The sequence below is a fragment of the Patulibacter defluvii genome (assembly GCF_034096925.1).
Classification (GTDB): domain Bacteria; phylum Actinomycetota; class Thermoleophilia; order Solirubrobacterales; family Solirubrobacteraceae; genus Patulibacter; species Patulibacter defluvii.
Map to the genome: position 1 here is coordinate 22,592 of NZ_JAWZSQ010000019.1, position 22,410 is coordinate 45,001.

The window sequence follows — 22,410 nt, forward strand, 5'->3', positions numbered from 1 at the left end:
GAACGGCCTGGCGTAGGCTCGACCGATGGCCACCGTCGAGAGCACGCTCGAGACCGTCGCCCAGATGCTCGAAGGCGAGCTCGAGCCGATGGTCGACGAGATGACCCAGCGGATGCGCGACGAGGTCCCCGGCCTGGCCGAGCTGCACGGGCCCGAGTTCGCCGCCTACTGCCGGCGGAGCTGCTTCGCGAACCTGCGGATCGCGATCGACGGCGTCCGGGCCGGTTCGGGCACGTCGCCGGCGACGCCGCCCGAGGCGCTGCAGGAGGCGCGGCTCGCGGCCCGCCTGGGCATCGACCTGAGCCCGCTGTCGCAGACCTACCGGATCGGTCACGCCGTCGCCTGGGAGCGGATCGTCGTCGCGCTGGAGGACCTGCGGCTGTCGCCGGCGGCCCGCCGCGACGCGCTGCGGCTCGGCAGCGCCTACCTGTTCCGCTACATCGACCGGGTGCTGCTGGCGGTCGGCGAAGCCTACGGCGCGGAGCGGGCCGTCCTCTTCCGCAGCGCCGAGCAGCGGCGGGCGCGGCTGGTCCACGACGTGCTGGCCGGCGCCGACGACGACGCGGGCGAGCTGGGTTATGACGTCCACGGCGCGCACCTCGGCCTGGTGGCGTGGGGGACGGCCCCGGAGCTGGCGCTGCAGGAGCTGGGGGAGCGGCTGTCGCGGCGGGTGCTGATCGGGGTCGTCGGCAGCGACGCGGTCTCCGGCTGGCTCGAGGCGGTGGAGCTGCGGCCGGCCGACTGGACGGCGATCCTCGACCAGCGGCACGGCGACGTGCGGATCGCGGTCGGGCGTCCGGGCCGCGGCATCGACGGCTTCCGCCGGACCCACCGCCAGGCCTCGCGCGCGCAGGCGGTGGCGATGCGGACCCGCGCGCCGGTGACGCGCTACGGCGATGTGGTGGTCGAGAGCCTGGCGCTGACCGACGAGCAGGCCGCCGCGGAGTTCGCCGCCGACGAGCTGGGACCGCTGACGCACGACGACGAGCGCTCGCGGCGGCTGCGCGAGACGCTGCGGGCCTATCTGGGCACGTCGTGCAACGCGACGGCGGCCGCGGCGATGCTCGGCGTCAACGACCGGACCGTCGCCTACCGGATCCGCGGCATCGAGGATCTGCTCGGTCACCCGGTCGCGTCGCGGTCGGTCGAGCTGCAGCTCGCGCTGCGGCTGCAGGACCTCGCCGGGTAGGTTTGCCGACCCCGAGGAGGTGTTGTGCGCTCTACCGACGTGGTGATCATCGGCGCAGGGGCCGCCGGCCTGATGTGCGCCCTGACCGCGGCCGGCCGCGGCCGCGAGGTGCTGGTGATCGAGAGCTCGAACAAGCCGGGCAAGAAGATCCTCATGTCCGGCGGCGGCCGCTGCAACTTCACGAACATGTACGCGGAGCCGGCCAACTACGCCTCGCGGAACGAGCACTTCTGCAAGTCGGCGCTGGCCCGCTACACCCCGTGGGACTTCGTCGCGATGGTGGCCCAGCACGGGATCCCGTACCACGAGAAGAAGCTGGGCCAGCTGTTCTGCGACAACAAGTCGAAGGACATCCTCAACATGCTGCTCGAGGAGGGCCGGCGGGTCGGCGTCGACCTGCGGGTGCGCACGGCCGTCCAGTGGATCGAGCGGACGGCGGACGGATACCGGCTCGACACGGACATCGGCCCGGTGGCCACCACCTCGCTGGTGATCGCCACCGGCGGCCTCTCGATCCCGACGCTCGGCGCGACCGGCTTCGGCTACGACGTCGCCCGCCAGTTCGGCCACGAGGTGCTGCCGACCCGCGCCGGTCTGGTGCCGTTCATCATCACCGACCAGCTCAAGCCGCTCTGCGTCGAGCTGACGGGCACCTCGGTCGCCGCGGTGGTGCGCTGCAACGGCCAGAGCTTCCCGGAGAACATCCTCTTCACCCACCGTGGCCTCAGCGGACCGGCGATCCTCCAGATCTCCTCGTTCTGGCAGCTCGGAGACACGGTCGAGATCGACCTGCTGCCCGACCGCGATGCTCGCCAGTGGCTCGAGGACGAACGGGCCGCGCGCCCCGACCGCGAGCTGCGGACGGTGCTCGGCGAGGTCTTCACCAGGAAGATGGCCGCCCTGCTCGCCGATCGCTGGTTCGTCTCCAAGCCGATGCGCCAGTACACGCCGGCCGAGCTGCACCAGATCGCCGACCGGCTGGCGGCCTGGCAGGTCGTGCCGGCAGGTACCGAGGGCTACCGGACCGCCGAGGTCACCCTGGGCGGTGTCGACACCCGCGAGATCTCGTCCAAGACCATGGAGTCCCTGCGGAGCCCGGGCCTGTACTTCGTCGGCGAGGTCCTGGACGTCACCGGCCACCTGGGCGGCTTCAACTTCCAGTGGGCCTGGGCGTCCGGCCACGCGGCGGCGCAGGTGGTGTGAGGGGGCGGGCTCGCCGTGCCGCCATCAAGAGACATCAATATATGCAATAGTCGTTCTGGGTCGGGGGACCAAGAGCGTGTGACGGGAGCGCCTGCTCCTCGTAGCACGACCAAAGGGCCCTGATGGCGCGCCGGCGTCAGCGGGAGCGTGCCGGAAGACCTGGAGAAGGAGAGCGTCGTGACTACTCGACTGCGGGGCGCCGCGACGGCCATCGCGGCTGCGGTGTTGGTGAGCGCCGCGGCTGGGTGTGGCGCGGAGAGGCCCGCCGCGTCGGCCCCGCCCACGACCGCCGTGTCGTTGGCGCCGCGGATCCCGGTGGGGGCGACGATCAGGATCGTCGGTCCGGACGGGAGTGGCCTGGCGGTCTGGCACCCCAAGACGCTCGCTGACGCGGTGGCGGGAAGCGATGCCGTGGCGGTGGCGACGGTCCGTAGCGTGCGCGACGGTGCTCGCATCGAGGGCCTGCCGAGCCAGCCCGGGGGCGATGCACCGCCGGCGTTGCCGGCGGTCGCGGTGACGCTCGACGTCGAGCGGACGATCACCCGCGGGGGCTGGGCACGCGACCTGCCCGCGGCGCCGACGCTCTACGTCCTCGAACCCGAGGACGGCGCGCCGCTCGGGCTCGAGACCGGGGGCCGATACGTGTTCTTCCTCGCCGAGCGCGACCAGGTCGTCGACGGCGACGATCGGGCCTACAACACGGCCTGGGCCGGTGGCTACACCGAGGTCGACGGCGACCGCCTCGAGGGGCCTGCCGGGGGCCGTCCCGGGACCGCGGTCCTCCCGTCGGGCTCGATCGACGACCTCGCGTCGACCGCGAAGCAGATCGATGCCGATCGCAAGCTCGCCACCGCACCGGTGACGGCGTCTCCGAACCCGTTGCTCGCCACTCGAGCGGCGGCGCGCGAGCGCTTCAACTTCGACCCGAAGGACCCCAGCCGATGACCTATCCGCGCGGCGCCCTGACCCGGCGGATCCTCCTCGGCCTCTCGATCGTCGTCGGGCTCCAGGTCGCCGCGCAGCCCGCGGCGCAGGGCCACATCGCCTACAACACGCCAGACGACTGCTGCACCCGTTTCCAGCATCAAGACCACGACCGCGACATCGCGCTCTGGAACCAGATCGGCAACAGCGCGTGGTGGAACGGCGCCCGCCGCGCACAGCTCCATCTGCACGAGATCTACGACGGGTCGCTGCGCTTCCCGACCGCCGGATCGTCGAGCAGCGCCGACGTGGTCCTCGTCGACGCCTACTACACCGAGGCGTTCGTCGGCCGCGCCTACAACTGGCGCTACCACGGTGGACAGGGCCGGATGCAGATGAACACCCGGTTCGCCATGACCGAGAATCAGGCCAAAGGCACGGCGTGCCACGAGCTCAGCCATTTCACCGGCCTCGCGCACAGCAACAACGCCACGGATTGCATGCTCGACAACCTCGAGCTGATGGCCAGCTCGAACCTCGCGATCTCGCACCGCGACCAGAACCGCGCCGAATGGAACGCCTCCGGCCACTAGCGCGCCGAAGCAACGCCAGCAGATCGCAACCACCGCGGTGCGGCACGGCAGGCGAGAACCGATCGGCAGGCCCGTCCCTCACTGCTTGGTTTCCATAATATTGATTATCGAGCGCAGAGAACGTCCGTGATGACGAGGACCGCCCGCGATCCTTTCGGCTCGTCGAGACGCGTCGGCGATGATGAGAGAACCAGTCTGCGTCGTGCGGCGATATACGGGGTGATGGGCATCGCGCCGGCAACGCAGCGACGAGCGACCGGGGTTCTCACGCTGACCTTTGACGAGATCTACGAGCAGCACGGCAGGCGGATCGCGCGCTACGTGCACCGACGCTTGGGTCCTGACGGCGGCGAGGAAGCGACGGCCGAGGTTTTCGCGAGGGCGTATGCGGCGTTCGACCGCTACGAGCCGCGGGGTGCGTCGCCGTTGCCGTGGCTGTTCGGTATCGCGGCGAACGTCGTCGCCGATCAGCGCCGTCGCGAGCGGCGCCGCCTCGCAGCGCTCGAGCGGCTCGCGAGCCGGGAGCCGCGGCGCGTCGAGGGCCAGCACGACACCACGGTGGACGCCGACCTCGTGCGGGCGTTGCGGCGGCTGCGCGCCGGCGAGCGGGAGGCGCTGCTGCTGTTGGCGTGGGGTGAGTTGTCCTACGACGAGATCGCGGTGGCGCTCGGGGTGCCCGTCGAGACCATCAAGTCGCGGATCGCGCGCGCCCGCCGCGAGATCGCGCCGAGCGTTCGACCGGGGAAGGACGGAGCATGATGAGCAGCGACGACCAGGATCTCGACGCGCTGCGTCGACTCGGCACGCTTGCCGATGCCGACGCGCCTGCGGCCGCGCCCCCGGCGTGGCGCCCGCACGCGCCCTCTCCTTCGTTGGCGAAGCGGAAGGGTCCGCGTCGGCGGCGGGCGCTCGCGCTGGTGGCCGCGTCCGCGGCGGTGCTCGGGGGTGGAATCGCGACCGCGTCGATCCTGGGCGGCGACGGGCCGGCGCGGGAGGAGATCGAGTCGTTCGCCCGCGATGCTCGGATCTCCGAATCGGCCGCGCGATCCTCGCTCATCGCTCAGGGACGCGCGCCCGACCTCGCGAGTGCTGCTCGGCGTGCGGCCCCGGACGCGTTCGGAGGGCTCTGGATCGAGAGGACGAGGATCAAGGTCGGGCTCACTGCTCGCGCGTCCGCCCCCGCGCGCACGACGATCAGGCAGGACGCGGAGCGCCTCGGGATCGCCGCGTTCGTGGATGTTGTCGAGGTCGAGCGGTCCGAGCGTCAGCTGCTCGCGATCCAACGCGAGCTGGAACGAGGCGCAGCGGCGGTCAACCGCGACGCGGAGACGACGATCGACATCGAGCCGGACGTGCGGCGAAGCGTCGTGACGGTCGCTCTGCCGTCGGCGCCGCTGCGGGCCACGCCGGCGCAGGTCGCGTTCGTCGAGCGCGTGCGCGAGCAGCACGGCACGACGATTCGCGTGGTCGCGAAGACCAGCCAGCTGCACCGCGACGTCGCGGTGCCGGCCCGGAAATGACACTGGGCCGGCGCCGAACGCCGTTAGGTCAGCGGCGCGACGTTCAACAGCGGGTCGAACGCCGGCGACGCGAGGTAAACCGAGTCGCAGGCGTGGTAGAACCCGACATTGCTGCCAAAAGCGGTGTTGTCCGCGAAGACCGCGCCGCCGCTGTCCCCGTTCACGTTGCAGTAGCTCGCGCGGTACGTGGACGGGGTTCCGTCGCGGGTGGCGTAGTGGCCGGTGACGGTGCCGCAGTTGGAGTCGGTGAACCCGGCGGTCATGCACACGCGCATGCCGACGGAGCTGAACCCGTTGGCCGAGATTCGGTAAGTCTGGTTGGACTGGATCCGGATGTAGGGGCCTGGGCTCCAGCCCGCGACGTTGTTGATCTTCAGGATCGCGACGTCGTTGGCCCAGTTGTGCGGCGCGCCGACGTCGTGGCTGCTGCCGTCAGCGAAATGCGTGCTCCACGTGCCCGTGAACCCGCTGCTGTAGATGCAATGGCCGGCGGTCGAGAGGTAGCGCTTGTTGTCCGACAGGCTGCGGACCACGAACCCGCTGCTGCACCTGCCCGCGCCGGCGTAGATGAGCCGGATTCCGCCCCGCAGCGGCGGATCGCACCACGCGCCGCTGCTGCACCCGGTGCGCTGCAACGCGGCAGTCTTGGGGGCGCGGATGATCGCGAGTCCGTAACGCTCCGTCGCGTCGTCAGCGAACGCTCGTTGTTCCGGCGTCGCGTTCACCGGAACGAGCAGGCGCAGGCGACCGGTCTTGACGTCAGGCTCAACGTCGACGGTCACCGGCGCACTGCGGTTGACCGCCTTCAGATCTTCATCGATCCGCTGCTGCAGCGCTTCGCGAGAACGCTCCGCCGTTGATCCCTCCACGACCGCGCCCGGCCGGCGGAGGTTCGCGTCCGCGAACGCCTCCCCCGCGGCGTCCTGCGCGGCGCGCTTCGCCGAGGCCGTGTCTCCGGGCGCGGTGACGATCGTGATCCGGTCGTCGGCGTCGTTGTCGACGTAGATGCCGCCGTAGCGGTCGCCGAGCCGCTGCTTCGCGGCCGCCGTGAGTGCCGGAAGCTTGCGCTGGTCCTCCAGGCGCAAGCGGGCCTCCTCCGGCGTGATGTTCGCCTGCTTGACGTACGAGTCGATCTCGAACGGCGCGATAGTCGTGATCGGCTCGGGCTCCTGCGCGTCGGCCGACGTGACCGCGGGTCCGGCCGCCAGCGCCACCGCTGTCATCCCGAGCGTCGCCCGCCGCGTCACCGAGTGAAACGGTCCCATGGACTTCCTCTTGATCGTGGTGCGATTCGGGGTCGCCGCTGACCCGGCAGCGGCCCCGACGCCCCGCAGCATACCCAAAATAAACTGCGACGTTTGCAATTGTGGAGTCGCCGCGACGTCGTTCGATGCGCGCCTGCACGATGGGCACCTGACCGCAGGCACCGTCAGGCTCACCCCCTCGATCATCCGTTTGGTGGATAGCCGTTGGCGTTTCTGTCGCCTAGGGTCGGGCGTCCGATGTCCACCGACGGCAGCAGTTCACGACCGGCGACCCGGGACGTCGCCTCCGACGCTCGGCGCTACGGGCTTCCCGTCGAGGTCGTCCGGGCGTTCGCCGAGACCGGCGCCGGGACGACGATCGCGGCCAACGACGTCGTCCACGCGCGGTCGCGATCGGCTCCGGGCCGGCTCGCGACGCTGCGGGCGCTGCGACGCGACCTCGTGGCCACCCGCCAGCTCGTGCGGCTGCTGCCGACGCGGTGACGGGTGACCGACGGTGCACGAGCAACGATCAGACGGCGGCGAGTTCACGCTGCTGCTCACGATCGTCGCCTGCGCGCTGGCGGCCGGCGTCGCCTTGCTGGTGACGCTCGTCGGACTGGCCGCGTGGGCCGCGCAGGCCACCGGACCGCAGCTGGCCCTGACCGCGGCGCTGCTCGCGACGACGCTCGAAAGCGCCGCCCTCGTCCTGACCCTGGCGCTCGCCGTCACCACTCGCGAGCCACGCCGCGGGCGCCGTCCGGCCGCCGACTGACGACCCCGCTACCCCGAACCCTCCTGCCGCCGCACGATCTCGGCGATCCAGACCGGCGCGTACGGCGAGGTGCAGCCCGGCGGCGTCGGGTAGTCCTCGAGCACCCGCAGCCGCTCGCCGATCGCGATCGCCCGCGCCCGCTGCTCCGGGTGCGAGATGCCGATCTGGGCCAGGCAGTGGTTCATCGCCCACTGCAGCCGGTCCGGCGCCGCCTGCATCTCGGCCCCGATCTGGTCCAGCAGCCCGGGCAGATCGAGCCCCTCCGCCCGTCCGCGCGCCACCCGCTCGGTCGTCAGCGCCCAGCCGGCGCTGGCGACCACCGGATCGGCGTCGTCGAACCAGCGCTGCCGCAGCTCCTCCGCGTGCGGGCCCTTCTTGACCACGTTGCTCAGCAGCCAGTCGTGGACCTTGGGGATCCGCGCCTCGCGCAGCATCGCGTCCAGCTCGTCGGCGGCGAACGCCTTCGGGCGGCAGATCAGGATCGCCACCAGCCGCGCCGCGCTGTCGCCGGTCCGCCACAGATCCCGCGCCAGGTCGTGCTGGGTCTTCAGGCGCTTGGCCAGCGCCCGCAGCTTGGTCAGGTTGACGCCGTGGTCGTCGCCGTGGCGCTCGTTGACCTGGCGGATCCGCGGGTCCTCGAGCGCGGCCAGCTCGGCCCGCACCTCGCCCACCGTCGTCGTCCCGGTCGTCGTCACGGCACGAGCCTACGGAATCGCTGCTCCAGGTCGTCATAACGACGACCGGACCTCACGTTCCGGACGGCCGCGGCGTCCCAACCACCGATGACTGACTCCGCCACGACCACGCACCCCGTCGGGGCCCGGATCGACGCCCTCGACTGGGACGACCTGACCCGCCAGCTCGACGAGCGCGGCTTCGCGATCACGCCCGAGCTGTTGACCGAGGACGAGTGCGCCGCGCTCGCCGACCTGTTCGAGAGCGACCGCTTCCGCTCGACCGTCGAGATGGCCCGCCACCGCTTCGGCGACGGCCGCTACCGCTACTTCGCCCACCCGCTGCCCGACCCGATCGCCGCCGCCCGGACCGCCTTCTACGCCCACCTGGCCCCGATCGCCAACCGCTGGGCCGGCCTGCTCGCGGGCGACAACCCGACCTTCCCCGAGCGCCACGAGCAGCTGCTGGAGCGCTGCCGCGCCGCCGGCCAGCAGCGCCCGACGCCGCTGATGCTCCGCTACCACGCCGGCGACTGGAACGCCCTCCACCAGGACCTCTACGGCGAGGTCTTCTTCCCCTTCCAGGTCTTGACCGTCCTCTCCGACCCCGACCGCGACTACGAAGGCGGCGAGTTCGTCCTGCTCGAGCAGCGCCCGCGCGCCCAGAGCCGCGCCCACGTCCTGCGCCCGCCCCGCGGCGCGTTCGTGATCTTCCCCACCCGCGAGCGCCCCAACCGCGGCCGCACCGGTCACCACCGGGTCGGCCTCCGCCACGGCGTCGCGACCGTCACCGCCGGCACCCGCACCGCGCTCGGCGTGATCTTCCACGACGCCCCCTGAGGAGCACCCGACCATGCCCTGGTTCACCTACGACAGCCCGCTCGGCCCGCTGACCCTGGTCGGCGACGACGGCGGCCTGGGCCACCTGCACTACCCGCGGCAGCGCCCGCCGCTCGACCCGGCCGACGAGGACCCCGCCGCCTTCACCGCCACCGGCGCCGCGCTCGACCGCTGGTTCGCCGGCGCGACCCGGACGATCGACGTCCCGCTGGCGCTCGCCGGCACGCCGCTCCAGCGGCGGGTCTGGGCGCTGGTCGCCGCGATCCCCTACGGCACCACGACCACCTACGGCGCGCTCGCCGCCGCGCTGCCCGAGCTGCGCCGCGACGACCCCACCCCCACCCCCGCCCAGCGCGTGGCCTGGGCGATCGCCCGCACCCCGACCCCGATCCTCCTCCCCTGCCACCGGGTGATCGGCGCCGACGGCCGGCTGCGCGGCTACCTCGGCGGGCTCGACCGCAAGCGGGCGCTGCTCCGCTTCGAGGCCGCGGGCGGCGATCCGCGGGCGCTGCGCGACGACGGCGGGCGGGCGACGAACGGCGTCCAGCAGCAGCTGGCCCTGGTCTGATGGGCGGCCCGTTCACGCTGATCGGCCCGGACGGCCGCGCCTACCGCAGCGACCGTCCGGGCATGCTCGGCGGCCACCGCCGCAGCCGCCTCTACGGCCGGCTCGATTGCCCCTCGGCGCGGCGCGCGATCGCCCGCGGCGGCTACGTCGGCGAGCGCGTCTTCTTCGCCGACGAGGCCACCGCCCGGGCCGCCGGTTACCGTCCCTGCGCGGTCTGCTGCCCGCGGCAGCACGCCGCCTGGAAGGCCAGCCGCTGACCCCCGCCCGACCCGTGCGCTCCCTCTTCCCCCGCGAGCCGACCGAGATCGCCCCCGGCGCGGTCCACGTCCCCGACTGGCTGAGCGTCGCCCAGCAGCGGCGGCTGGTCGAGGCCTGCCGCGAGTGGGCTCGCGGCCCGGCCCCGATCCGCCACACGCGGATGCCGAGCGGCGGCGCGATGTCGGTCCAGACCGTCTGCCTGGGCTGGCACTGGACGCCCTACCGCTACACGCGGACCGCGATCGACCAGGGCGGGGCGCCGGTCTCGCCCTTCCCCGACTGGCTCGGCGAGCTCGGCCGGGCGGCGGTCGCGGCGGCCTACGACGACCCCGCCGCCGGCGCCGCCTACGCGCCCGACGCCGCGCTGATCAACTTCTACGACGAGCAGGCGAAGATGGGCCTGCACCAGGACAAGGACGAGCGCAGCCGGGCGCCGGTCGTCTCGCTCAGCATCGGCGACAGCTGCCTGTTCCGGTTCGGCCACGCCGAGCACCGCGGCCCGCCCCACGTCGACGTCGAGCTGCGCTCCGGCGACCTGTTCGTCTTCGGCGGGGCCGCTCGCCTGGCGTACCACGGGGTCGTCCGCGGGATCCAGGCGGGGACGGCCGACCCGGCCGTCGGGCTGGCCCGCGGCCGGCTCAACCTGACGCTGCGCGAGACCGGGCTCGGCTGACGCCGCTCAGGCCCGCTGCTGGACCCGCAGCAGGTTGCCCGCCGGGTCGCGGACGGCGAAGTCGCGGACGCCGTAGGGCTGGTCGGTCGGCTCCTGGACGACGTCGGCGTCGCCGGCCTGGATCCGCTCGAAGGCGGCGTCGACGTCGCTGCTGGCCAGGTTGATGCTGGCGAACGTGCCCTTGGCCATCATCTCGGCGATCGCCTGCCGCTCGTCGTCGGTCAGGCCGGGCGTGGCGGTCGGCGGGTAGAGCACGATCGAGGTGCCGGGCTGGTCGGGCGGGCCGACGGTGATCCAGTGCATCCCGCCGTACTCGACCTCCTGGCGGACCTCGAAGCCGAGCGTGTCGCGATAGAAGGCCCGGGACGCGTCGGCGTCCTCGTGGGGCAGCATCGCCTGGAAGATCGTGATGTCCATGCGCTCAGGCTAGGCGCGGTCCGCGACCGGCGCTTCTCGATTCCTGATCGGTCGCGTGACCTGCTTGGCCACGCACGGCGCCATCCCGTCGGTGGCCCCGGCCTGCTCGCGGCGGTAGACGCTCGGGGGCACGCCGACCAGCTCGGCGAAGCGGGTGCTGAAGGTGCCCAGCGACGAGCAGCCGACCTCGAAGCAGACCTCGGTCACGCTCAGGTCGCCGCGCCGCAAGAGCGCCATCGCCCGCTCGATCCGGCGGGTCATCAGGTAGCTGTAGGGCGACTCGCCGTAGGCCTGGCGGAACTGGCGGCTGAGGTGCCCGGCCGACATGTGGGCGTCGCGGGCCAGCGCCTCGACGTCGAGCGGCTGGGCGTAGTCGCGGTCGATCCGGTCGCGAACCCGCCGCAGCCGCGCCAGGTCGCTCAGGTGCTGGGCCGTGGGCCGTCCGCCGCTCACCGCAACGATCGTGCCAGGTCGCCGCGACGACGGCCAGCGGGCGCCGTTCAGGCGGGCGAGGCCGGGGACAGCGCCCCGACGCCGTGGGCGCAGAAGTCGCAGAAGAGCCCGACCACCGCCTCGCGCGGGACGTCCGGCGTCCGCAGCCACCAGCGCGCCAGCTGCTCGCCCGCGCCCGAGATCAGGTGCGCGACCGGCACCAGCCGCGCGCCGTCGACGCCCGCGGCCTGCTCGGCGAGCGCGTCGGCGATCGCCCCGACGGTGCGGGCCCGGAGCGCGGCCAGCTCGTCGGCGATCTCCCCCACCAGCGGCGGCCCGCCGTAGACCAGCGACCAGCGCGCCGGCTCGCGGGCGACGATCGCGAAGAAGGCGTCGCCGCCCTGGCGGATCGCCTGCCGCAGGTCGGCGGCGCTGCGGGCCGCCTCGACGATCGCCTCGTCGAACTCGCGCCGCACGCGCTCGATGCAGCGCAGGTACATCGCGTCCTTCGACCCGAAGTGCTCGTAGACGATCGGCCGCGAGACGCCGGCCGCCCGCGCCACGTCCTCGATCGACACCCCGACGTAGCCGCGCTCGATGAACTGGCGCTCGGCCAGGTCGAGCAGTTGCCGCTCGCGCAGCTCGCGGGGCACGCGGCCGCGCTTGAAGCCGTCGACCGAGCCGGTGGCGTCGGGGCCGCTCATCGCGTCGAAGGCTACTTGACCGCGCGGACCTACACCGCGTAGGTTACGCCGTGATGGTGCGTCGACGAGGGGGTCGCGCGGCAGCGATGAGCGCGGCGCTGGCGGCTGGGTTGGGGGCAGTCGCCGGCGCCGCGCCGCCGGCCGTGGCCGGACCGGTCTGGGACCGCGGCGCGGGCGAGCGCTACGTCGCGATGGGCGACTCGGCCGCCGCCGGCCCGCTGGCCGGCGTCCCCCGCGCCGATCCGATCGGCTGCTTCCGCTCGCTCGACGACTTCGCCACCGGGGTCGCCACCCGGCTCGCCGTCGCCGCCTTCGACGACCGCACCTGCGACGGCGCCGCGCTGCGCCACCTGAGCGAGCCGCAGTCGGTCAAGTTCGAGGGTCGCAACCCGCCCCAGCTCGACGGGCTCGACGCGCGCACGACGCTCGTGACCCTCGGGCCGATCGGGGCCAACGACACCGGCCTGGTCGGGATGGTCACCGAGTGCCTCAACTTCTTCCCGCCGCCGACCGGCCGCTCCTGCGCCGCCCGCTTCCGGGCCAGCGGCGAGCACGGCAAGCGGATGGCCCGGATCGACGCGCTCGGGCCGCGGCTGGACGTCGCGCTGGGCCGGATCCGCGCGCGGGCGCCCCACGCCCGGGTCTTCGTGGTCGGCTACGGCCGCTACCTGGTGCCCGGCGGCTGCTTCCCCGCCCAGCCGGTGCTGCCCGAGGACGGCGACTACATCCAAGCCGCGATCGACCGGATGAACGGCGTCCTGCGGCGCTCGGCGGCCGCCGCCGGCGCGGTCTACGTCGACCTCCAGACCCCGGAGTCGCGCGAGCACACGGCCTGCGCGCCGCTCGGCCAGCGGTGGCTGGAGGGGCTGATCACCGACGACCTCGGCAGCCCGGTCCCCTTCCACCCGAGCCGGCTGGGGATGGCCGCCTTCGGACGGATCGTCGCCGACGCGATCCGGGCCGCCCCGAGTCGGCAGCAGGCGCCGGCGCCGCAGGCCACCGGGCCGGCGGTCGCGCGGGTCGAGCGGCTGGCGCTGGCCCCGGCCCGCTTCCGGGCCGGCCACGGCACCCGGGTGCGGCTGTGGCTGTCGCAGCCGGGCGCGGTCCGGTTCGTGGTCCGGCGGCGCGGGCGGCTGCGGTCGGTCGGCCGCTTCGTCGTCCGGCGGCCGGCCGGCGCCAGCAGCGTCCGCTGGAGCGGCCGGGTCGGCGGCCGGCGGCTGGCCGCAGGCCGCTACCGGCTGACGGCGGCGCCGCTCGGGGCGCCGGACGGCAGCGGCCGGACGGTCCGCTTCCGGATCCTCGCCCGCTGACCGGGATACCGCTGTGTGCGGACGGTCACGCGAAGCTTCACCGCTGTAGCTTGCGCGGTAGGGTCCCGCCATGTCGCTTGTCGCACCCGCCGAGCCACCGCCGATCGCCGGGGTCCGGAGGTCGTTCGTCGAGGCCCGTGGGGTCCGCTTCCACGTCACCGAGGCGGGCGAGGGCGCGCCGGTGCTGCTGCTGCACGGCTGGCCGCAGCACCACTACGCCTACCGCGAGCTGCTGGCCGACCCGCCGGCCGGGCTGCGGCTGATCGCGCCCGACCTGCCCGGCTACGGCTGGTCGGGACCGGCGCCGCACCGCTGGGGCAAGCAGGACGTGGCCGACGACCTGCTGGCGCTGCTCGACGCGCTGGCCGTCGAGCGGGCGCTGCTGGTCGGTCACGACTGGGGCGGCTGGATCGGCTTCCTGCTGGCGCTCGGGGCGCCGGAGCGATTCTCGGCTTACCTGGCGCTGAACATCGCCCACCCCTGGAACACGCCGCGGACGCTGCTCCCCCACCTGTGGCGGTTCGCGATGTACCAGCCGGCGATGGCCGCGCTCGGGGTGCCGCTCCAGCGGCGGACGCCGTTCGTCGAGCGGATGATCTTCGGCACCGCGGTCCGCGACCACGCCGCGGTCGCCCAGGAGGACGTGCGCTGGTTCGCCGACCGCTTCCGCGACCCGGTCGTAGCCCGCAGCGGCCGCGACACCTACCGCACCTTCCTGCTCCGCGAGCTGCCGCGACTGGCCCGCCAGCCGGAGCGACGGCGGGCGACGATCCCGGTCCGGATGCTGTTCGGCGAGGCCGACCTGGCGATCCACCCCGCGCTGGCCGCCCCGGAGACCGCCCAGGCCGACGACTACGCGCTGGAGCAGGTGCCCGGCTGCGGCCACTTCGTGGTCGACGAGCGGCCGCGGCTGGTCCGCGAGCGGCTGGTCGCGCTGGCCGCCGCCCACCCGTCGGCGACGCCGGCGGCCGTCTGATCGCGCGGCCGGCCGGCCTCAGTCGCCGTCCGGCGTCGGCTTGGTGAACTGCCGCGCCGAGCGGCGCAGGTGGCTGGTCATCTCGCTCGCGGCCCGCTCGGGGTCGCGGTCGACGATCGCCTCGACGATCGCGCGGTGGGCCCGCAGCGACTCCGCCGGCCGGCCGTCGATCGAGAGCGAGGCGGCGCTGGTCCGGTCGACTGCCTCCCCCAGGGCCTCGAACAGCTTCGCCAGCAGCGGGTTGTGGGCCGCGTCGACGATCGCCCGGTGGAGCGCGGCGTCGGAGCTGGTGCCGTCGTCGCCCTCGGCGATCCCGGCCGCCATCGCCTCGATCGCGCGCTCCATCGCGGCGCGGTCGGCCGGGGTCGCGCGGGTCGCGGCCAGGCGGGCGGCCAGCACCTCGATCCCCTCGCGCGCCTCCCAGACCATCGGGTGGTCGGCCTCGACGTGCAGCACCTCGAGCGCCAGCGTCGGCACGACCTCGTCGGCCGGCCGCAGCAGGAAGGCCCCGTCGCCGTGGCGGACCTCGACCAGGCCGATGCTGCGGAGGCTGGCCAGCGCCTGCCGCACCGACGTGCGGCTGACCCCCAGCCGCGAGGCCAGCTCGCGCTCGCTCGGCAGCCGGTCCCCCGGCTCCAGCCGCTGGACGACGATCAGGTCGCGCAGGCGCTCGGCGATCTCCTCGTAGAGCGGCGCGCGACGGACGGGCGTCAGGTCGGTCACCGCCGCAGGATAGCCGCCGGTCGGGTTGCGGTCCAGTGGTCTAGCCAGTACGGTCGTCGCCGTGCTCGCCAGCACCTTCGAGCTCCTCCGGCCCGGGATCGGTCCCTCCAGCAGCCACACCGTCGGCCCGATGCGGGCCGCCGCGACCGTCGCCGAGCGGCTGCGCGGCCACGAGCTGGGCACGCTCGAGGTGACGCTGTTCGCCTCGCTGGCGCTGACCTGCCGCGGCCACGGCGTCGACCGCGCGGTCCGCGCCGGGCTCGCCGGCCACGACCCCGGGACGGTCGCGCCGGAGACGGTGCTGGCGATCGCCGAGTCGCCCGAGGTGGCCGTCGGCGACCGCTGGCTGGCGGGCGACCGCTACCGGCTGCGGCTGGAGCCCCGCCCCCTTCCCTCCGGCCATCCGAACGCGCTCCGCTTCGTCGCCACCGGGCCCGACGGCGCACCGCTGCTCGACGCGGTCTTCCGCTCGGTCGGCGGCGGCTTCGTGACCGAGGACGGCGCCCCGCCGCCGCCGCGACCGGCGCCGGTGATCGACTACCGCTCGGCCGCCGAGCTGCTGGACGCGGCCCGCGAGCACGGCGGCGTGGCGGCGGTCGCCGCGGTCAACGAGGGCGCGGACCGCGACCCGGCGGCGATCGACGAGGCGCTGGCGCAGCTGGTGGCGGTGATGGACGCGAGCATCGAGCGCGGGCTGCACGCCGAGGGCGAGCTGCCGGGCGGGCTGCGGGTGCGGCGGCGGGCGCCGGGCCTGTACCGGGCGCTGCGCGACGACCGCGGGACGCCGTCGGCGATGGAGTGGCTGTCGCTGTGGGCGATGGCCGTCAACGAGGAGAACGCGGCCGGCGGCCGGATCGTCACCGCCCCGACCAACGGCGCCGCCGGCGTGGTCCCCGCGGTCCTGCGCTACGCCCGCACGATCGAGCGGGTCGACGACGCGACCGCCCGCCGGATGCTGCTGACCGCCGGGGCGATCGGGGCGCTGCTGAAGCGCAACGCCTCGATCTCGGGCGCCGAGGTCGGCTGTCAGGGCGAGGTCGGGTCGGCGTCGGCGATGGCCGCCGGCGCACTGGCCGAGGCCCTGGGCGCGTCACCCGCCCAGACGGCGAACGCGGCCGAGATCGCCCTCGAGCACCACCTGGGCATGACCTGCGACCCGATCGGCGGGCTGGTGCAGGTGCCGTGCATCGAACGCAACGCGATGGGCGCCACCAAGGCGGTCGTCGCGGCGCGGCTGGCGCTGCGCGGCGACGGGCGCCACGTGGTCTCGCTCGACCAGGCGATCGACGCGATGCGCCGCACCGGCCACGACATGGCCGTGGAGTACAAGGAGACCGCACGAGGAGGGTTGGCCGTCAGTGTCCCCGCTTGCTGAACCGCTCGAGATCGCGCCGCCGCGGGTCCCCCGCCGCCGCACGCGCCTGACCGCCGACGAGATCCTGGACGCGATCCGCCGCTGGCACGACCAGTACGGCGAGCCGCCCGGGATGGCCGACTGGGATCCGTACCGGGCCCGCCAGATCGGGCAGCAGTGGCGGATCGAGCGCTACGACGCCGGCGACTGGCCGAGCGCGAAGTCGGTCCGCAACCACTTCGGCCGGCTCTCGAACGCGGTCGCCGCCGCCGGCCTGGTGCCGCGCCACCAGGGCCAGCAGCGGCCGCAGCCGGAGCTGGAGCTGAGCGACGAGATCAAGCTGCACCTGTCGCACCTGCGGGCGGCGCGGGCCGGGGCGACCGGCTTCGACGACGTCGCCGCCGCGGTCCGCGACGTGGTCGCCGCCCGCCACTCGTCCGACGCCGACGACCTGCGGGCCGCGTTGGTCGACCTGGCCGCGACCGCCCTCGGCTGCGCCGACCGCCTCGGCGTCCCCCACCCGAACGAGAGGACCCGACCGTGAGCCTGCCTGCGAATTTCTTCAACGCGTCGGTTGTCGATGTCGATCCCGAGGTCGCGGAGGCGTTGGGGTTGGAGCTGCGGCGTCAGCAGGACACGTTGGAGATGATCGCGTCGGAGAACTTCGTGCCGCGTGCGGTCCTCGAATGCCAGGGGTCGGTGCTGACGAACAAGTACGCCGAGGGGTACCCGGGGCGTCGCTACTACGGTGGTTGTGAGCATGTCGATGTGATCGAGCAGTTGGCGATCGATCGCGCGAAGGCGCTGTTCGGGGCCGAGCACGCCAACGTCCAGCCGCATGCGGGTGCGCAGGCCAACAACGCCGTCTACCACGCGCTGCTGCAGCCCGGCGATCGGATCATGGGCCTCTCCCTCGCTCACGGCGGTCATCTCTCGCACGGGATGAAGCTCAACGTCTCGGGGCGGCTGTACGAGATCGTCGCCTACGAGGTCGATCGCGAGAGCTCGCGGATCGATATGGACGAGGTTGCGCGGATCGCCCGTGAGACGAAGCCGAAGTTGATCGTCGCCGGCTGGTCGGCCTATCCGCGCCAGTTGGACTTCCCGCGCTTTCGGGAGATCGCGGACGAGGTGGGGGCGTTGTTGTTCGTCGACATGGCCCACTTCGCCGGCCTCGTCGCCGCCGGCCTGCACCCGAGCCCGGTGCCCTACGCCGATGTCGTGTCCACGACGGTGCACAAGACGTTGGGTGGGCCGCGGTCGGGGATCATCCTCTGCAAGGAGGAGCACGCGAAGAAGATCAACAGCGCGGTCTTCCCGGGCCAGCAGGGCGGCCCGTTGGAGCACGTGATCGCGGCCAAGGCTGTGGCGTTGAAGATCGCGGCCTCTGAGGAGTTCCGTGAGCGGCAGCAGCGCACGATCGACGGGGCGCGGGTGATCGCTGAGCAGCTTTTGCAGGCCGGCAACGGGATCACGGTGTTGACCGGCGGCACCGACGTCCACCTCGTCCTCGTCGATCTGCGGGAGACCGCGTTGGACGGGCAGCAGGCGGAGGATCGGTTGCACGAGGTCGGGATCACGGTCAATCGCAACGCGGTCCCGTTCGACCCGCGTCCGCCGATGGTCACCAGCGGTCTGCGGGTCGGGACCCCGGCGCTGGCGACCCGTGGCTTGGGGGTCGAGGACTTCCGCCAGGTCGGGTCGATCATCGCCCGGGCGCTGGCCGCCGATGAGCAGGCCTTCGCCGCCCAGCAGGCCGACCTCGCCGGCCAGGTGACCGCGATCGCCCAACGCTTCCCCCTCTACGCCGACCTCGCGCCGGCCGTCTGACGGGCGGACGGCGGCGTCCGGTTGTGAACGACCGGACGCCGCTGCGTGAGGGTTGCGTGAGAACGGCCCCACGGCGGGCCCGCCAGCGGCGATAAACCGGCTCATGCGTGTCACCCCCCTCCCGTCCCCATCCCGCTCCGCGCTGCCGCTGGCCGCCGCGGTCGCCGTCGCCGGCCTGGCGCTCGCCCCGGCCGCCGACGCGGCCACCGGCGTCGTGACCGTCAACGCCGGCTACACCCTCAGCGCCCGCAGCGCGCCGAGCTCGACCGCCCCGAAGACCCGCCGGCTGGCCAACGGCGCCAAGGTCCGGATCGTCTGCCAGGTCCAGGGCAGCAAGGTCACGGGCCGCTTCGGCACCTCGCGGCTGTGGGACAAGCTCGCCGCCGGCGACTACGTCAGCGACACCTACATCTACACCGGCAGCGACGGCCGGGTCGCCCCGCCCTGCGGCGGTCCCGCGCCGACGCCCACCCCGACGCCGACGCCGACCCCCACCCCCGCCCCGGCGGCCGACGTCTTCAAGTACGACAACCCCGGCCCCTGGCGCGGGCCGAGCAGCTGCTCCGGCACCTTCACCCCCGGCGCCCAGACGCTGCGGACCTGGCTGAAGAAGAACTACTCCTACACCCGCTCGATCGGCGGCTACTCCTGCCGCCCGAACAGCGCCAACAAGAGCCAGCTGAGCCTGCACGCCGAGGGCCGCGCGCTCGATTGGATGGCCTCGGCCTCCAGCGCCGCCCAGGCGAAGCAGGTCAACCGCTTCATCGCCCGGATCCGGTCCAACGACTGGCGGCTCGGCCGGGCGATGGGGATCCAGGAGGTGATCTGGAACCGCCGGATCTGGACCGCCACCTACCACGCCTCCGGCTTCCGTCGCTACGGCGGTCCGAACCCGCACACCGACCACGTCCACATCGGCCTCAACCGGGCCGGCGCGGCGAAGCGGACCAGCTTCTACCGCTGATCCCCCGCGGGCTCCCGGCCGGGCGGCGGCCGGGCCGGGAGCCCACGACGGGGCCTCAGCCCGCGAGCGGCTGCGGCTTGGTCAGCTCGGCCAGCGCGTGGCGGTAGAGCCGCTGCTTGATCGTGGCCAGCGTGGCCGGGTCCTTGCCCGCCCGCTCGGCGGCCAGCGCGACCGCCTGCGGCACGACCTCGTCCTCGCTGGCGACGGCCGTCGCCAGGCCCGCCGCCAGCGCCTGCTCGCCGCCGTAGCGGCGGCCGGTGGTCATCGCCTCGTGGGCGGTCCGCGGCGACAGCCGGGCCGCGAGCAGCGCGGTCATGCCGTCGGTGAAGGGCAGCCGCAGGTCGACCTCGGGCACGCACAGATACCCCCGATCGGCCCGCATCACCAGCTCGTCGTGGGCGATCGCCAGCAGCGCGCCACCGGCGAAGGCGTGGCCCTGGACGGCGGCGGCCGTCGGCACGCCGAGCCCGAGGATCCGCGCCAGCAGCGCGTGGAGCCCGTCGACGACCTCCTGGACCCGCTCGTGGTGCTGGCCCAGCCACTCCAGGTCGAGGCCGTTCGACCAGTACTTGCCGCGCGCCACGGTCACCAGCGCGCGCGGGGCCGGCGCGGCCTCGACCTCGTCGAGCGCGGCCCCGACCGCGGCCAGGAAGTCGGGGTTGACGCGGTTCTCGCCCTCCCCCAGGTCGAGCAGGAAGACGTCCCCCTCGCGACGGAGGGCGGGCGCGGCGACGGTCGGCGACTCGGTCATGGTCCGAGAGTAACAGAGCACGTGTTCTAGAACGACTGATTGAGTAGGATCGACGCCGTGGCCCGCCCCCGCATCCACGACCCCGAGGCGATCCTCGACGCGGCCGAGCGGCTGCTGGCCGACGAGGGCGCCGGCGCGCTGACGATCCGCGCCCTGGCCGAGCGGACGGGCGCCCCGAGCGGCACGCTCTACCACGCCTTCGGCTCCCGCTCCGACCTGCTGGCCCGGCTGTGGGTGCGGGCGGCGACCGGCTACCTGGACCAGCAGCAAACCGCGGTCGACGCGGCGCTGGCCGCCGACGGTCCGGTGGCGGCGGTGATCGCCGCGGCCGAGACGCTGGCCGTGCTCCGCGAGCGGCGTCCGACGACCGCCCGGCTGCTGCTGCGCCACCGCCGCCAGGACCTGATCGGCGACGACCTGTCGCCGGCGCTCGCGGCCGAGCTGGACGGGCTCCAGCGGCGGCTCGACGGCGAGATCCGGCGGCTGGCGCTGGCCCTCTGGCAGCGCGGCGACCGGGCCGCGCGCGAGGTCGTCGCCGCCTGCGTGGTCGACCTGCCCGGGGCGCTGCTGCTCGACCGTCGCCCGCGGACGATCGACCCGCGGCCGCTGCTGGCCGCCGCCGTCGGCGGGATCCTCGCCGCCGGCCCGCCCGCGCCCGAGCGCTGAGGACCGCCTCAGCCGGCGCTGCGGTCGATGTGCTCGAGGTAGCCGCGGCCGGCGATCGGGTCGCCGTCGAGGGTGCCGCGGAAGGCGCAGCCGCCGACGTGGCCGCTGCCGAGGCCGAAGACCATCGGGGTGTCGATCACCGCCTCGATCTCGATCCCCGGCCCCCGCCACCGCAGGCGCTCGGGCAGCCGGGCCTCGCGGCCGTCCGGGGTCGTCGTGGCGGACGCCGCCGCGGTCACGGTGGCGCGGACGCCGCGGACCGTCCGCCGCGTCGTCCCGTCGACGTCGCGCAGGTAGGCCGCCTCGACCAGCGGCTGCCCGGCCAGGCCGACGTTCGACAGCAGCAGCTGCCGCCCCGGCCCGAGGGCGAGGATGTTGTAGACGAAGCGGTCGCCGGGCAGCTTCAGCGCCCGCGGCAGCGGCAGCCCGGTGACCATGTGCGGGCTGAGGGCGCAGGCGCCGTACTCGAAGCTGCAGTGGCCGGCGACGGCCTCGTCGCCGATCGTGCCCTCGTAGCGGCTGAGGATCCCGAAGTGCTGCCAGAGCGGCCCGCGGACGAAGAACGTCACCTGCTCGCCGCAGCTGATCCGCAGGTCGTAGGGGAAGTCGTCGCGGAGGCCGCGGAGCCGGAACGACGGATGGAGCCCCGTCAGCTCGGCGTCGTCGCCGAACCGCACCAGCGAGCCGTCGTCGGCGAACGCGCACTCGCGCGGGATCGAATAGGCGCGGAAGTGGCCGGGCGCGGTCGCGGCGGTCGCGTTGACCAGCGTCGCCGTCCGCCGCGGACGGTCGACGCGGGCGGCGTCGGTGTCGAAGATCAGCGACCCGGTCGCCCCGACCAGCGACATGAAGCTGAAGAACCGGTGCGGGGCCGGCAGGTCGGGGATCATCAGCCCGTAGTGGGTCCAGGCGTAGCGGGCTGATCGGGCGTGGGGCCGGAAGCGCGGCGCCGCCGGCAGCCGCCCCTCGTGCGGGGCGTGGGCGCCGACCAGCCGCGCGACCGGCGCGCTGGCCGCCCGCAGGATCGGGGCCGCCAGCGCCGCCGGCGAGGGCGGCCTCATGCCCCGACCAGCACGGCCAGCGGCAACGTGCCGCAGCGGGCCACCGCCCGCCAGGGCGCCGGGGCCGGGGCCGACCAGGCCGACGGCGGCGGGGCGTCGCGCAGCAGGTCGCCGGTGATCAGGTCGAGCCCGACCGCGGCCAGCACCCGGCCGCTGGTGTTGACCAGCACCGCCGGGGTGGCCAGCGGCTCCAGCAGGTCGGCCAGCCGCCGCTCGACGTCGGCGATCGAGACGTCGGCCCCGACCACGCCGGCGAAGACCCCGCCGGCGGCGACCGGCAGGGTCAGCGTCAGCGCGTACTCGGCGAGGCAGAAGTAGTCGACGTAGGGCCCGGTGACGTGCCGCTCGCCGGTCTCGCGCGGGACCACCAGCCACGGCGCGTCGCGGTAGTCGAAGGCGGTGGTGCCGTCCGGCGCCGCCTCGGGGTTGACCCGCTCGGGCGGGGCCGAGCGGTCGCGCGGGTCGACCTTCCACCACTCCAGCCAGCGGTCGCGGTCGGCCAGGACGCCGGGGGCGGCGACGAAGCCGGCGCTGGCGGCCAGCAGGTCGGGGTCGGACAGCAGCTCGGCGACCTCGCGCTCGATCCCCAGCTCGTGGCTGGCGACGCGGCCGGGGCCGGGCGCGAGCACCCGCTCGACCGTCCGCTGGAGCGGCGCGACCGCGGCGAAGACGTCCTCGAGCAGCGCGGCGATCGTGTCGGCCGCGGCGGCGGTCTCGCCGACGGCGCTGGCGCTGCGCTGGTCGCTCATGCCGGGCATCCT

At 74.1% G+C, this 22,410-nt stretch carries 28 protein-coding genes; 19 read left to right on the plus strand and 9 right to left on the minus strand.

Going from position 1 to position 22,410, the window contains the following annotated elements; all coding sequences use genetic code 11:
* Positions 1-25 precede the first annotated feature (25 nt).
* The 6 genes from SH587_RS17635 to SH587_RS17660 all read left to right on the plus strand — a co-directional run bounded on the left by SH587_RS17635 (position 26) and on the right by SH587_RS17660 (position 5,429).
* A complete protein-coding gene (locus SH587_RS17635) occupies positions 26-1,189 on the plus strand; it encodes a PucR family transcriptional regulator (RefSeq protein ID WP_320671959.1) in 1,164 nt (387 codons plus the stop codon).
* 24 nt (positions 1,190-1,213) lie between these two features.
* On the plus strand, positions 1,214-2,392 hold the full coding sequence (locus SH587_RS17640; protein ID WP_320671960.1) for a BaiN/RdsA family NAD(P)/FAD-dependent oxidoreductase: 1,179 nt from the start codon (positions 1,214-1,216) through the stop codon (positions 2,390-2,392).
* Positions 2,393-2,539: 147 nt separating this feature from the next.
* The gene (locus SH587_RS17645; RefSeq protein WP_320671961.1) at positions 2,540-3,337 is read left to right on the plus strand and encodes a hypothetical protein; all 798 of its coding nucleotides are present in this window, start codon (positions 2,540-2,542) and stop codon (positions 3,335-3,337) included.
* Positions 3,334-3,909 (plus strand): matrixin family metalloprotease, encoded by a 576-nt coding sequence (locus tag SH587_RS17650; protein WP_320671962.1) that lies wholly within the window; start codon positions 3,334-3,336, stop codon positions 3,907-3,909. Before SH587_RS17645 ends, SH587_RS17650 begins: the two co-directional genes overlap by 4 nt.
* A gap of 129 nt (positions 3,910-4,038) precedes the next feature.
* Positions 4,039-4,668, plus strand: coding sequence for an RNA polymerase sigma factor (locus SH587_RS17655; RefSeq protein WP_320671963.1), 630 nt, complete (start codon positions 4,039-4,041; stop codon positions 4,666-4,668).
* Positions 4,668-5,429 carry a hypothetical protein gene (locus tag SH587_RS17660; protein ID WP_320671964.1) on the plus strand — a complete coding sequence of 254 codons (762 nt, stop codon included), beginning with the start codon at positions 4,668-4,670 and terminating at the stop codon, positions 5,427-5,429. Before SH587_RS17655 ends, SH587_RS17660 begins: the two co-directional genes overlap by 1 nt.
* A gap of 23 nt (positions 5,430-5,452) precedes the next feature.
* Here SH587_RS17660 and SH587_RS17665 read toward each other — a convergent pair whose 3' ends face one another.
* Entirely contained in the window at positions 5,453-6,694 is a 1,242-nt protein-coding gene (locus SH587_RS17665) for a S1 family peptidase (protein WP_320671965.1), read from the minus strand.
* Positions 6,695-6,931: 237 nt separating this feature from the next.
* Between SH587_RS17665 and SH587_RS17670 the strand changes: the two genes are divergently transcribed.
* Positions 6,932-7,177: a hypothetical protein gene (locus SH587_RS17670; protein ID WP_320671966.1), complete on the plus strand. Its 246-nt coding sequence runs from the start codon at positions 6,932-6,934 to the stop codon at positions 7,175-7,177.
* A gap of 13 nt (positions 7,178-7,190) precedes the next feature.
* Entirely contained in the window at positions 7,191-7,448 is a 258-nt protein-coding gene (locus tag SH587_RS17675; protein WP_320671967.1) for a hypothetical protein, read from the plus strand.
* An 8-nt stretch (positions 7,449-7,456) separates the two neighbouring features.
* Here the strand turns inward: SH587_RS17675 and SH587_RS17680 are convergent, their stop codons facing one another.
* The gene (locus tag SH587_RS17680; RefSeq protein ID WP_320671968.1) at positions 7,457-8,143 is read right to left on the minus strand and encodes a DNA alkylation repair protein; all 687 of its coding nucleotides are present in this window, start codon (positions 8,141-8,143) and stop codon (positions 7,457-7,459) included.
* Positions 8,144-8,230: 87 nt separating this feature from the next.
* Here SH587_RS17680 and SH587_RS17685 point away from each other — a divergent pair, with 87 nt between their 5' ends.
* The 4 genes from SH587_RS17685 to SH587_RS17700 are packed head-to-tail and all read left to right on the plus strand — an operon-like array spanning position 8,231 to position 10,461.
* On the plus strand, positions 8,231-8,962 hold the full coding sequence (locus tag SH587_RS17685) for a 2OG-Fe(II) oxygenase (protein ID WP_320671969.1): 732 nt from the start codon (positions 8,231-8,233) through the stop codon (positions 8,960-8,962).
* Between the two features lie 13 nt (positions 8,963-8,975).
* A complete protein-coding gene (locus SH587_RS17690; protein WP_320671970.1) occupies positions 8,976-9,530 on the plus strand; it encodes a methylated-DNA--[protein]-cysteine S-methyltransferase in 555 nt (184 codons plus the stop codon).
* Positions 9,530-9,787: an Ada metal-binding domain-containing protein gene (locus SH587_RS17695; protein WP_320671971.1), complete on the plus strand. Its 258-nt coding sequence runs from the start codon at positions 9,530-9,532 to the stop codon at positions 9,785-9,787. Before SH587_RS17690 ends, SH587_RS17695 begins: the two co-directional genes overlap by 1 nt.
* Before the next feature lie 14 nt (positions 9,788-9,801).
* Positions 9,802-10,461 (plus strand): alpha-ketoglutarate-dependent dioxygenase AlkB family protein, encoded by a 660-nt coding sequence (locus tag SH587_RS17700; RefSeq protein WP_320671972.1) that lies wholly within the window; start codon positions 9,802-9,804, stop codon positions 10,459-10,461.
* Between the two features lie 6 nt (positions 10,462-10,467).
* On the opposite strand, the gene SH587_RS17705 is transcribed toward SH587_RS17700, so the two are convergent.
* From SH587_RS17705 to SH587_RS17715, 3 genes are read right to left on the minus strand one after another with little or no spacing between them, the layout of a single operon-like run.
* The gene (locus SH587_RS17705) at positions 10,468-10,878 is read right to left on the minus strand and encodes a VOC family protein (RefSeq protein ID WP_320671973.1); all 411 of its coding nucleotides are present in this window, start codon (positions 10,876-10,878) and stop codon (positions 10,468-10,470) included.
* Between the two features lie 9 nt (positions 10,879-10,887).
* Entirely contained in the window at positions 10,888-11,331 is a 444-nt protein-coding gene (locus SH587_RS17710) for a helix-turn-helix transcriptional regulator (RefSeq protein ID WP_320671974.1), read from the minus strand.
* Positions 11,332-11,378: 47 nt separating this feature from the next.
* Positions 11,379-12,014: a TetR/AcrR family transcriptional regulator gene (locus SH587_RS17715; RefSeq protein ID WP_320671975.1), complete on the minus strand. Its 636-nt coding sequence runs from the start codon at positions 12,012-12,014 to the stop codon at positions 11,379-11,381.
* 86 nt (positions 12,015-12,100) lie between these two features.
* Between SH587_RS17715 and SH587_RS17720 the strand changes: the two genes are divergently transcribed.
* Together SH587_RS17720 and SH587_RS17725 are read left to right on the plus strand one after the other, a co-directional pair.
* Positions 12,101-13,324, plus strand: coding sequence for an SGNH/GDSL hydrolase family protein (locus SH587_RS17720; protein ID WP_320671976.1), 1,224 nt, complete (start codon positions 12,101-12,103; stop codon positions 13,322-13,324).
* 70 nt (positions 13,325-13,394) lie between these two features.
* Positions 13,395-14,300 carry an alpha/beta fold hydrolase gene (locus SH587_RS17725; protein ID WP_320671977.1) on the plus strand — a complete coding sequence of 302 codons (906 nt, stop codon included), beginning with the start codon at positions 13,395-13,397 and terminating at the stop codon, positions 14,298-14,300.
* Between the two features lie 18 nt (positions 14,301-14,318).
* On the opposite strand, the gene SH587_RS17730 is transcribed toward SH587_RS17725, so the two are convergent.
* Entirely contained in the window at positions 14,319-15,023 is a 705-nt protein-coding gene (locus SH587_RS17730) for a FadR/GntR family transcriptional regulator (protein WP_320671978.1), read from the minus strand.
* A 61-nt stretch (positions 15,024-15,084) separates the two neighbouring features.
* Between SH587_RS17730 and SH587_RS17735 the strand changes: the two genes are divergently transcribed.
* The 4 genes from SH587_RS17735 to SH587_RS17750 all read left to right on the plus strand — a co-directional run bounded on the left by SH587_RS17735 (position 15,085) and on the right by SH587_RS17750 (position 19,171).
* Complete coding sequence (locus SH587_RS17735; protein WP_320671979.1) at positions 15,085-16,398, plus strand: L-serine ammonia-lyase; 1,314 nt, start codon at positions 15,085-15,087, stop codon at positions 16,396-16,398.
* Entirely contained in the window at positions 16,382-16,921 is a 540-nt protein-coding gene (locus SH587_RS17740) for a hypothetical protein (protein WP_320671980.1), read from the plus strand. The genes SH587_RS17735 and SH587_RS17740 overlap by 17 nt, the downstream gene beginning before the upstream one ends.
* Positions 16,918-18,207, plus strand: coding sequence for a serine hydroxymethyltransferase (gene glyA / locus SH587_RS17745; protein ID WP_320671981.1), 1,290 nt, complete (start codon positions 16,918-16,920; stop codon positions 18,205-18,207). The genes SH587_RS17740 and glyA overlap by 4 nt, the downstream gene beginning before the upstream one ends.
* A gap of 103 nt (positions 18,208-18,310) precedes the next feature.
* The gene (locus SH587_RS17750; protein ID WP_320671982.1) at positions 18,311-19,171 is read left to right on the plus strand and encodes a VldE C-terminal domain-containing protein; all 861 of its coding nucleotides are present in this window, start codon (positions 18,311-18,313) and stop codon (positions 19,169-19,171) included.
* A gap of 55 nt (positions 19,172-19,226) precedes the next feature.
* Here the strand turns inward: SH587_RS17750 and SH587_RS17755 are convergent, their stop codons facing one another.
* Positions 19,227-19,922, minus strand: a complete 696-nt coding sequence (locus SH587_RS17755; RefSeq protein ID WP_320671983.1) for an enoyl-CoA hydratase-related protein — start codon at positions 19,920-19,922, stop codon at positions 19,227-19,229.
* A gap of 57 nt (positions 19,923-19,979) precedes the next feature.
* Between SH587_RS17755 and SH587_RS17760 the strand changes: the two genes are divergently transcribed.
* Positions 19,980-20,588 carry a TetR/AcrR family transcriptional regulator gene (locus SH587_RS17760; protein ID WP_320671984.1) on the plus strand — a complete coding sequence of 203 codons (609 nt, stop codon included), beginning with the start codon at positions 19,980-19,982 and terminating at the stop codon, positions 20,586-20,588.
* Positions 20,589-20,596: 8 nt separating this feature from the next.
* Here the strand turns inward: SH587_RS17760 and SH587_RS17765 are convergent, their stop codons facing one another.
* Both SH587_RS17765 and SH587_RS17770 read right to left on the minus strand, forming a co-directional pair.
* Positions 20,597-21,649, minus strand: a complete 1,053-nt coding sequence (locus SH587_RS17765) for a DUF6670 family protein (protein WP_320671985.1) — start codon at positions 21,647-21,649, stop codon at positions 20,597-20,599.
* Positions 21,646-22,398: a cache domain-containing protein gene (locus SH587_RS17770; RefSeq protein ID WP_320671986.1), complete on the minus strand. Its 753-nt coding sequence runs from the start codon at positions 22,396-22,398 to the stop codon at positions 21,646-21,648. The genes SH587_RS17765 and SH587_RS17770 overlap by 4 nt, the downstream gene beginning before the upstream one ends.
* Between the last annotated feature and the right edge of the window lie 12 nt (positions 22,399-22,410).

Bases quoted from the DNA above. Each gene is read 5' to 3' on its own strand.
- SH587_RS17635 (WP_320671959.1), top strand. From the start codon at position 26: ATGGCCACCGTCGAGAGCACGCTCGAGACCGTCGCCCAGATGCTCGAA.
- SH587_RS17650 (WP_320671962.1), top strand. From the start codon at position 3,334: ATGACCTATCCGCGCGGCGCCCTGACCCGGCGGATCCTCCTCGGCCTC.
- SH587_RS17655 (WP_320671963.1), top strand. From the start codon at position 4,039: ATGACGAGGACCGCCCGCGATCCTTTCGGCTCGTCGAGACGCGTCGGC.
- SH587_RS17660 (WP_320671964.1), top strand. From the start codon at position 4,668: ATGAGCAGCGACGACCAGGATCTCGACGCGCTGCGTCGACTCGGCACG.
- SH587_RS17665 (WP_320671965.1), bottom strand. From the start codon at position 6,694: ATGGGACCGTTTCACTCGGTGACGCGGCGGGCGACGCTCGGGATGACA.
- SH587_RS17670 (WP_320671966.1), top strand. From the start codon at position 6,932: ATGTCCACCGACGGCAGCAGTTCACGACCGGCGACCCGGGACGTCGCC.
- SH587_RS17685 (WP_320671969.1), top strand. From the start codon at position 8,231: ATGACTGACTCCGCCACGACCACGCACCCCGTCGGGGCCCGGATCGAC.
- SH587_RS17690 (WP_320671970.1), top strand. From the start codon at position 8,976: ATGCCCTGGTTCACCTACGACAGCCCGCTCGGCCCGCTGACCCTGGTC.
- SH587_RS17695 (WP_320671971.1), top strand. From the start codon at position 9,530: ATGGGCGGCCCGTTCACGCTGATCGGCCCGGACGGCCGCGCCTACCGC.
- SH587_RS17705 (WP_320671973.1), bottom strand. From the start codon at position 10,878: ATGGACATCACGATCTTCCAGGCGATGCTGCCCCACGAGGACGCCGAC.
- SH587_RS17715 (WP_320671975.1), bottom strand. From the start codon at position 12,014: ATGAGCGGCCCCGACGCCACCGGCTCGGTCGACGGCTTCAAGCGCGGC.
- SH587_RS17720 (WP_320671976.1), top strand. From the start codon at position 12,101: ATGAGCGCGGCGCTGGCGGCTGGGTTGGGGGCAGTCGCCGGCGCCGCG.
- SH587_RS17725 (WP_320671977.1), top strand. From the start codon at position 13,395: ATGTCGCTTGTCGCACCCGCCGAGCCACCGCCGATCGCCGGGGTCCGG.
- SH587_RS17750 (WP_320671982.1), top strand. From the start codon at position 18,311: ATGCGTGTCACCCCCCTCCCGTCCCCATCCCGCTCCGCGCTGCCGCTG.
- SH587_RS17755 (WP_320671983.1), bottom strand. From the start codon at position 19,922: ATGACCGAGTCGCCGACCGTCGCCGCGCCCGCCCTCCGTCGCGAGGGG.
- SH587_RS17765 (WP_320671985.1), bottom strand. From the start codon at position 21,649: ATGAGGCCGCCCTCGCCGGCGGCGCTGGCGGCCCCGATCCTGCGGGCG.
- SH587_RS17770 (WP_320671986.1), bottom strand. From the start codon at position 22,398: ATGAGCGACCAGCGCAGCGCCAGCGCCGTCGGCGAGACCGCCGCCGCG.